At 68.4% G+C, this 215-nt stretch carries 1 protein-coding gene; it reads right to left on the bottom strand.

What is annotated here, in order from left to right:
- The coding region (locus EIY87_RS23510) for an LGFP repeat-containing protein (protein WP_404800090.1) at positions 1 to 215 on the bottom strand (215 nt) is incomplete at both ends.

Raw genomic sequence — 215 nt, 5'->3', positions numbered from 1 at the left:
CCGCCCGCGAGGGTGAAGGTGATGTAGCCGCCCTGGAAGTCGCTGCGGTACACCCCGTTCACCACGTACTCGTCCGACGTCGGGTAGCGCAGGTACGACCGCTCCCACCCGAGCGCCGCCCAGCGCTTGCGGATCTCGCCCTTCACCGCGTGCGCGCCGGTCGCCACCGTGTAGTAGATCGAGTGGCCGAGGCTGAAGTGGTTGTACCGGCCGAT

The sequence above is a fragment of the Amycolatopsis eburnea genome (assembly GCF_003937945.1).
Classification (GTDB): domain Bacteria; phylum Actinomycetota; class Actinomycetes; order Mycobacteriales; family Pseudonocardiaceae; genus Amycolatopsis; species Amycolatopsis eburnea.
This window is presented reverse-complemented; position numbering and strand designations above follow the sequence as displayed.